10 protein-coding genes are annotated in these 7340 nt (G+C 73.1%); 5 read left to right on the top strand and 5 right to left on the bottom strand.

The features are described 5' to 3' along the window. Positions 1–126: integrase core domain-containing protein (locus tag FVE89_RS05000; protein WP_160532917.1), on the top strand; the 126-nt coding region annotated here is incomplete at its 5' end. A gap of 155 nt (positions 127–281) precedes the next feature. On the opposite strand, the gene FVE89_RS04995 is transcribed toward FVE89_RS05000, so the two are convergent. Next, positions 282–677: a DUF3307 domain-containing protein gene (locus FVE89_RS04995; RefSeq protein ID WP_160533029.1), complete on the bottom strand. Its 396-nt coding sequence runs from the start codon at positions 675–677 to the stop codon at positions 282–284. A 465-nt stretch (positions 678–1142) separates the two neighbouring features. Here FVE89_RS04995 and FVE89_RS04990 point away from each other — a divergent pair, with 465 nt between their 5' ends. Then, entirely contained in the window at positions 1143–1940 is a 798-nt protein-coding gene (locus tag FVE89_RS04990; RefSeq protein ID WP_160533028.1) for a GNAT family N-acetyltransferase, read from the top strand. Positions 1941–1952: 12 nt separating this feature from the next. Here FVE89_RS04990 and FVE89_RS04985 read toward each other — a convergent pair whose 3' ends face one another. Further along, positions 1953–2927, bottom strand: a complete 975-nt coding sequence (locus FVE89_RS04985) for a quinone oxidoreductase (protein WP_160533027.1) — start codon at positions 2925–2927, stop codon at positions 1953–1955. A gap of 88 nt (positions 2928–3015) precedes the next feature. Between FVE89_RS04985 and FVE89_RS04980 the strand changes: the two genes are divergently transcribed. After that, the gene (locus FVE89_RS04980; RefSeq protein WP_160533026.1) at positions 3016–3882 is read left to right on the top strand and encodes a LysR family transcriptional regulator; all 867 of its coding nucleotides are present in this window, start codon (positions 3016–3018) and stop codon (positions 3880–3882) included. Here the strand turns inward: FVE89_RS04980 and FVE89_RS04975 are convergent. Next, positions 3879–4202 carry a hypothetical protein gene (locus FVE89_RS04975; protein WP_160533025.1) on the bottom strand — a complete coding sequence of 108 codons (324 nt, stop codon included), beginning with the start codon at positions 4200–4202 and terminating at the stop codon, positions 3879–3881. The two genes, FVE89_RS04980 and FVE89_RS04975, sit on opposite strands and share 4 nt — an antisense overlap. Then, positions 4199–4969, bottom strand: coding sequence for an SGNH/GDSL hydrolase family protein (locus tag FVE89_RS04970; protein WP_160533024.1), 771 nt, complete (start codon positions 4967–4969; stop codon positions 4199–4201). The genes FVE89_RS04975 and FVE89_RS04970 overlap by 4 nt, the downstream gene beginning before the upstream one ends. Before the next feature lie 343 nt (positions 4970–5312). Between FVE89_RS04970 and FVE89_RS04965 the strand changes: the two genes are divergently transcribed. After that, the gene (locus FVE89_RS04965; protein ID WP_160533023.1) at positions 5313–6077 is read left to right on the top strand and encodes an SDR family NAD(P)-dependent oxidoreductase; all 765 of its coding nucleotides are present in this window, start codon (positions 5313–5315) and stop codon (positions 6075–6077) included. A 177-nt stretch (positions 6078–6254) separates the two neighbouring features. Here FVE89_RS04965 and FVE89_RS04960 read toward each other — a convergent pair whose 3' ends face one another. Beyond that, positions 6255–6503 carry a hypothetical protein gene (locus FVE89_RS04960; protein ID WP_160533022.1) on the bottom strand — a complete coding sequence of 83 codons (249 nt, stop codon included), beginning with the start codon at positions 6501–6503 and terminating at the stop codon, positions 6255–6257. A gap of 160 nt (positions 6504–6663) precedes the next feature. Here FVE89_RS04960 and FVE89_RS04955 point away from each other — a divergent pair, with 160 nt between their 5' ends. Next, complete coding sequence (locus FVE89_RS04955) at positions 6664–7233, top strand: PepSY domain-containing protein (protein WP_160533021.1); 570 nt, start codon at positions 6664–6666, stop codon at positions 7231–7233. Positions 7234–7340 lie beyond the last annotated feature (107 nt).

Below are 7340 nucleotides of genomic sequence, written 5' to 3'. Positions count from 1 at the left end.
GAACGCACCGCCGCCATGACCCCGTGGCTGTGCGACTACAACAGCCGCAGGCCTCACTCGGCTCTCGGTGGACAACCGCCCACAAGCAGGCTCCCTAAGGACAACCTCCTTGGAAACGACATCTAGCTGCGCCGGCGGTTCGGGCCGCCGGCCGGCACATCTCCCCAGGCCTGCCGGGGCGCGGTGCCGGTCTGCCGCGGGATCGTCCGGGCCGGAACAGCTGCGGCCGGCCACCCCACACCCAAGCCGATCCGGCGTGCACGCGAAAAACCCCGCCCGGTTCAGCCCACCGCCAGGATCGCCGCCAGCCCGATATGGGTCACTTGGTGGAGGAACTGGTCGAGGCCGATCAGCCACCAGAACCGGGTGTCGGTCGGCGGGAAGTGCGTGCGCCGGCCGATCAGCCCCTTGCCGCGATCGATCACCGTGTGAATCGCGAAATCCACCAAAGCCAGCCACCACAGGGCCGGCTTGACCGGCAGCACGATCAGCAGCGTGCCCAGCCCGTGCAGGCCGGTATGGGCGCAGAGCGGGAGGATCCAGTCCGAGGCCCGGTTCTTGCCATACGCCATCCAGGTGGTCTGGAGCAGGAAATCCGCCCCGAGCTGCTTCACCGCGAAGGCGAAGACCAGCAGCGCGAAGGCACCGACCGAAACGGGCGTGTCGAAGGACGGCATCGCCGGACTGGTGCTCCTGTCGCGCGGGCCGAGGGTCCGTACGCGCCGCCCGCTCCGAATCGTGGGGGCCAGCATACACGGCCGCCCGCATCCTGGCGCGCCGCGGATCGGCGTGCATGATACCGGTTCACCGCCCGACATCAGCATTCGCCCGACTGAGCGCGTATAAAACACGGCATCGTCGATAATTATGCTCCGGCGTCACAACAAATTATAGATTTTAACCGTTATAATTCCGGAAGATAACCATTGTTGTGCCGATCCCGTGCGTGATAGCCCCGGCCTGATCGCGAGCACACCGAGGGCGAGATTGGCAGTCCGGAATCGAAACCTGAACAAGACGGCGCCGGATCCGGCCATCGGTCCGGGGGTGGGGATGCCGCCGCACCGCGGGGCGTCTTTCGGGCGCCTCGGTCGCCGTCTCGATGGCCCGGCGCAGGCCCCCGGCGGCCCGGCCGCCTGACCGTGCGGGACGGCGATCTCGGCTTCGAGGCCCTGCGCGACGCCCACGTGGCGGCGCTCACCGGTTCCCTGATCGACGGCGTCGCGCATGGGCCCGGAGGCGCGGGCTACGTCTGGTCGCGGAGCATCCCGGACCCGGCGCTGAACTTCGCCTACGGGGTGCGCCGGCCCGACCAGTTCGCCTGGGCGGGGGCGGCGGCCCTGGGACGCGCCCGGGCGCCGGCCTTCCTGGCCCGGGATGACGAGGAGGTCGCCCTGCTGCGCGCCCTGTTCGAGCCCGCGATCCTCCACCCGGCCCGCTGGATGGTGGCGCGGCCGCTGCCGGTGCCGGCGCAGGCCGACGGCGCGGTCACCCTGCAGGCCACGCCCGCACCGGGGGCGGATTTCGAGGGGGTCTTCGCCAACCTGTCGGACGCCCCGGCCGTGCGGACGCATCTGCGCCGCACCTACCTGCCGGCCCTGCGGGCGGCGAAGGCGCGGCCCGGCCTCGTGCCGCTCCACCTCGTCCTGCGCGACGCCGCCGGCCCGGCGGCCTGCGCGAGCCTCTACCTGCGCGGCGACATGGCCGGGCTGTACAACGTCGCCACCCGGTTCGACCGGCAGCGCCGGGGCCTGGGCACCGCCGTGACCGTCGCGGCCCTGCGCGCGGCGCGGGCGCGCGGGGCGGCCCAGGTGTTCCTGCTGATGTTCCCGCCGATGTTCCCGCATGGCCCGGCCGGAGGCGCCCCGGAGGCGCTCGCCGCCCGGGCGGGCTTCCGGACACTCTGCGCGCCGACCCTGCTGTGCACGAGCCCGTCGTGACGCCCGGCTGCCTCACACGGTGAGGATGACGCTGCCCGTCGTCCGGCCCGCCTCCAGGTCGGCCTGGGCCAGGGCCGCGTCCCGGAGCGGGTATTCGGCCCCGATCGGATTGATCAGGCCGTCCTGCAGCGCGGCGATCAGGTCGGCGCAGCCGCTGCGGTACCGGTCCGGACCGTCGGCATAGGCGATGACGCTCGGGCGCACGAGGGCGACCGAGGGGCAGGCACTCAGATCCGCGATGCGCACCGGCGGGATCGGCCCGGCGACCTGCCCGATGCTCGCCACGATCCCGAACGGGCGCACCGCCGCGAGGGTCCGGGTCAGCAGGCCGCCGCCGATGCCGTCGATCGCGAGATGGACGCCGCGCCCATCCGCCAGGGCGCGGGTGCGCGCAACCCAGTCGTCCGCCCCGCGCAGGAACACCGCGTCGGCGCCTGCGGCCTCCGCCTGAGCCTGCTTATCGGCGGTGCCGACCGTCCCGATCACCCGCGCGCCGAGGCGCTTCGCCCAGCGGGTGACGAGCTGGCCCAGGCCCCCGGCGGCGGCGTGGACCAGGATCCAGTCCCCGGGCCGGACGGCGCACACCGCGTGCAGCAGCATGTGGGCGGTCAGCCCGCGCAGCATCGTGCCGCCCATGACCCGGTCGGACAGGGTGTCGGGCAGCGTCACGAGGCGGCCCTCGGGCAGGATCCGAGCCTCCGCGTAGGCGCCGATCGGCCGGCCGTGATAGGCGACACGGTCGCCGGGTTTCAGGGCCGTGACGTCCCGGCCCACGGCCTCGACCGTCCCTGCCCCCTCGAAGCCCAGCACGGCCGGCGCGGCGGCGAGCGGATAGAGGCCTGTGCGGTAGTAGATGTCGACGAAGTTCACGCCGACGACCGATTGGCGGATGCGGATCTCGCCGGGTCCGGGATCCGGCACATCGATCGCGATCGGTTGAAGAACATCCGGGCCGCCGGGCCCGCGCATTGCGATTGCCATCGTCATGGTCCACCTCCTGCCCGGCGAAAGGACCGCACTTTCTTGGGTCCGGTAAGCCCGAATGTCGTCACGGCCCCCGTGCGAAGATTCACCGATGCTCGACTGGCAGGACATTCACTACTTCGCGGTACTGGCCCAGGCCGGCTCGCTCTCGGCGGCCGCGCGGGCGCTGGGGGTCGACCATGTGACCGTCGGCCGGCGGGTCGCGGCCCTGGAGCAGGCGCTGGCGCTGCCCCTGGTCGAGCGGCTGCCGCGCCGCACCACCCTGACCCGGGAGGGGGCCGCCGTCGCCGCCCTGGCGGACGAGATGGCCGGGACCGTGCAGGCCATCGCGCGCCGGGCCCGCGGCTACGCGGATGCGGCGAAAGCCACGGTGCGGATCAGCGCCCCGCCCGCCGTGGCGGCCCGGCTGATCGCGCCGCAGGTGGCGCGGTTCCGCCAAGCGCATCCGGGCATCACGCTGGTCCTGTCGGGGCTGTCGCGGATGGCGGCGCTCGACCGTGGGGAGGCGGAGATCGCCGTGCGGCTGACGCGCCCCGAGGATCCGGACCTCGTGATCCGGCGCATCGGCGTGATGCGCTTCGCGCTCTACGCGACGCCGGAACAGGCCGCGCGGCCGCCCGAAGACTGGACGTTCATCGGGTACGATGCCGCGCTGGACCACGTCGTCCAGCAGGCATGGCTGCGGAGCCTGCTGGACGGGCGCCCCATCGTGTTCCAGGCGAGCGACCTGTTCGGGCAGCAGGAGGCGGCCCGGGCCGGCCTCGGCGCCGCGGTGCTGCCGTGCTTCATGGGCGACGGCGACCCTGCGCTGGTCCGTCTGGCCACCGGCCTGACGCCGCCGACCCGCGCGATCTGGCTCGCCACCTACCCGGACCTGAAGCGCGCGCCGGGGATCCGCGCCGCGCTGGCGTTCCTGGCGGCGGCGATCGGCCAGGGCTGTCCGTCCGGGCCGTCCTAAAAGGGCTCCTCGCCGTACCCGCAGGGCGTGACCCGGAAGACGAACTGCATCGCGGCCTCCGCGTCGCGCAGGGCCAGGGCGCTGACCGGGCCGATCACGACCGCGCCGCCGCCCACCGCGCGGGCGGCGTACGGGCCGCGGGCGCCGGGACGCGCCAGCGCCGCCAGCGCGTGCCGGGCCGCCCGGGGGCGGTGGACGCCGTTCTCGGCGAGCCACAGCACCGCCTCCCCGGGCCAGACGCGCAGCGGCCGGGGTCGCCCGGAGCGGTTGTGCCCCGGCCGGATCCGGAGGAGCGCGGACAGGCGGCCGAAGTGCCTCACGGGCGGCCGACCCAGGCCGCACGGAGGACCCGGAGATGGGCCGCCGGATCCGGGGCGGCCGGGCGGATCGCGGGCGGCCCGGACGGGGTCGGATCGATCACCGCGAGCCGGGCGATTTCGGCGGCCAGGCGGGTGTAATCGGCCATGTGCACGCCGTCCCGGTAGAGGCCCGAACCGGCCAGCCCCCGGGTGCCGGCGCGAAAGGTAGCGAACGGGTCGAAGAAGGCGTGGCCCCGCTCGGCACAGAGCGCCGCGAGCCTGTCCGAGAAGACCGCGACGGCGGCCGGGTCCCGGCCGGTCGCCCAGGCGCCCACCGGCGGGACCGCGGCGACGAAGACCTGCGCCGACCACGCCTCCAGGAAGCCCAGGATGCGCCGGACCTCCGCGGCGAACCGGTCGGCGCTCCGGGCCTGTTCCGGGCGGCGCCAGCCCATGATGTCGTTGGTGCCGATGATCAGCACGGCGGCCGCGCAGCGGACCGGGAGCCGCCGGTCGGCGCGGTCCAGAACCGTGCCGTGCAGGACCGCGAGATGCCGGGCGCAATCGGCCGCGGTGCTGCCGCCGACCGCGATGTTGAGGCTCGGCCGCCCGCCGAGATCCGGAGTTCCGATGTATTCCGCGTGGGAATTGCCCGCCAGCAGCACGCTGTCCGGCGTGGCGGCGCGCAGGGCCGCGCGAATCACCGGAGACCGTGCCTCCCAGTGACGTCCGACGAGCCGGCCATGACGCCAGCGGCGGGCGGCGGTCTCGAGCCAGGGTGCGCGCATGGGCCGTCCTGTGCAGGGGTGAGGCATCGGCCGCCCGGAAGGTCGGGGCGGTGCAGGGTTTCGGGTGCGGCGCGCCGGGTTGACGATCCTCAACCGGAGGCACGGGCCGGAATAGTTCGCTGTCCTGTTGCGTGGCGCTGGAAACAGATGGACACAGAAGCCAATACAGCACCACGACTGGAGAAATGCATATGTGGGAATTTTTCACACGTCAACCGCCACGCTGGCGGTCCGGATCCCGGGGCCGGCGACTTCCGGGGCGCGCCGGGGCGCGCTACGTCGTGTCCGTCAGGGCCGGATGCGGCGCGGGCGCGGCGGCCCGGACCAATCGGGGGAGGGCAGGATGATCCAGGATCGCGTCTTCATCGTCACCGGAGCGGGCTCGGGGCTGGGGGAGGCGGCGGCGCGCGGCCTCGCGGCGGCGGGCGCCCGTGTGGTGGTGGCCGACATCGCCCGGGAGGCCGGCGCCCGGGTGGCTTCGGAGATCGGCGCGGCGGCGCGCTTCGCCGCGACCGACGTCACCAGCGAGGCCGACGGCGCCGCGGCGGTCCGGACGGCGCTCGACGCGTTCGGGCACCTGCACGGGCTCGTGAACTGCGCCGGGATCGCGCCGGGGGAGAAGGTGGTCGGCCGCGACGGGCCGCACCGGCTCGAAACCTTCGCCCGGGCGGTCTCGGTCAACCTCGTGGGCACGTTCAACATGATCCGGCTCGCCGCCGAGGCGATCGCCCGGGAGGCGCCGGACGGGCAGGGCGCCCGGGGCGTGATCGTCAACACCGCCTCGATCGCGGCCTTCGACGGGCAGATCGGGCAGGCCGCTTACGCGGCCTCGAAGGGCGGGGTGGTGTCCATGACCCTGCCGATCGCCCGGGAACTCGCCCGGCACGGCATCCGGGTGGTGACGATCGCCCCCGGCATCTTCGAGACGCCCATGATGGCGGGGCTGCCCCAGGAGGTGCAGGATGGGCTCGGGCAGAGCGTGCCGTTCCCGCCGCGGCTCGGTAAGCCGGCCGAATACGCCGCCCTCGTCCGGCACATCTGCGAGAACCCGATGCTCAACGGCGAGACGATCCGCCTCGACGGGGCCTTGCGCATGCCGCCGCGCTGACGAACGAGCCCGAGCGCCGGGGCGCTGCCCCGACACCCCGCCAAAGGGCTTGCCCTTTGGGATCCCTGGACCGGGATGGAGCATCATCCCGAAAGGTGGACACCGGCTTTCGGGAAGAGATGGTGCAAAAACAAAGGCCTAGCGCATCGGACCGGATCTCAGATCCGGTCCGATGCGCTAGCCGATCGACACGCTGGTCAGGACCTCGGCGGCCCGGCGGACCTCGGCGGCGATCATCTCCTCGCTCGGGCCGTCGATCGGCATGTCCGACAGGATCGCCGCCACGTCGCGCTTCACGTCCTCGCGGATCTCGGGATTCTCCTCCGACAGGCGCCCGATCAGGACGCCCAGCACGATCTCCAGGGCGGAGAGCTTGGCGTGCAGGCGCGTGAACGCGTCCAGCGGCTCGGGCTCGTTCGCGGTCATGGGCGGCTCCGTGTCGGGTGGGTCGCCCCCTCATACAGGCGGAGCGGCCGCCAGCGCCATCCGGGGCGCCGGACGGCTTTTCTTCCTCGCGCGGGGCAACCGTTTCGCGGAGCCGGCGTTGCACGCTCCCGTGAACGAACCCGCGAAAGGGATACCCGCCATGATCACCCGTCTCACCGCCGCGGCCGGCCTGCTCGCGCTCTCCACGAGCCTCGCGCTGGCCCAGACCGCCACCGCGACCCCCGCCGAGCCGGCCTCCAAGGCCGACAGCAACCTGAAGGAGTGGCAGGTCGCCAAGATCGCCAAGGTCGGCCTCGCCCAGGCGCTGACCACCGCCGAGGCGCAGGGCGACGAGAAGGGCGGCCGCGCCATCGACGCCGACTTCGAGAAGGCCGGCAGCAAGGATCCGGCCCATTACGCGGTCAAGGTCGTCTACCCGAGCGGCAAGCTCGTCGAGTACGGCATCAACGCCGATACCGGCGCGCTCTACAAGACCGAGAACCAGCCGTTCGAGCGCTACTTCACCCGCCTGAAGGCCTCCGACTTCCAGAACGCCAAGACCTCCCTGAAGGACGCGCTCGCCATCGCCGAGCAGAAGGCCGGCGGCGGCAAGGCCTACGAGGCCGAGGTCGAGAAGGACGGCTCGGCGGTCCAGTACGAGATCAAGGTGGCGGGCGCCGACAAGGAGCAGGAGGTCAAGGTCGGCCCGGACGGGAAGGTTTTGAACTGAGCTGATCCCGGCCGCGCTGGTGAGCCATCAGCGCGGCCGCTGCATCCTGTCGCCCCATCCCCGGGGGAGCCGAACCGCCCTGGCGGCGCTTCCCTCCCTGCAGGCGG

The organism is Methylobacterium sp. 2A (assembly GCF_009806555.1).
Classification (GTDB): Bacteria; Pseudomonadota; Alphaproteobacteria; order Rhizobiales; family Beijerinckiaceae; genus Methylobacterium.
This window is presented reverse-complemented; position numbering and strand designations above follow the sequence as displayed.

Coding starts and splice junctions, on each gene's coding strand:
- FVE89_RS04995 (WP_160533029.1), bottom strand. CDS start 677: ATGCCGTCCTTCGACACGCCCGTTTCGGTCGGTGCCTTCGCGCTGCTG.
- FVE89_RS04985 (WP_160533027.1), bottom strand. CDS start 2,927: ATGACGATGGCAATCGCAATGCGCGGGCCCGGCGGCCCGGATGTTCTT.
- FVE89_RS04980 (WP_160533026.1), top strand. CDS start 3,016: ATGCTCGACTGGCAGGACATTCACTACTTCGCGGTACTGGCCCAGGCC.
- FVE89_RS04970 (WP_160533024.1), bottom strand. CDS start 4,969: ATGCGCGCACCCTGGCTCGAGACCGCCGCCCGCCGCTGGCGTCATGGC.
- FVE89_RS04965 (WP_160533023.1), top strand. CDS start 5,313: ATGATCCAGGATCGCGTCTTCATCGTCACCGGAGCGGGCTCGGGGCTG.
- FVE89_RS04960 (WP_160533022.1), bottom strand. CDS start 6,503: ATGACCGCGAACGAGCCCGAGCCGCTGGACGCGTTCACGCGCCTGCAC.
- FVE89_RS04955 (WP_160533021.1), top strand. CDS start 6,664: ATGATCACCCGTCTCACCGCCGCGGCCGGCCTGCTCGCGCTCTCCACG.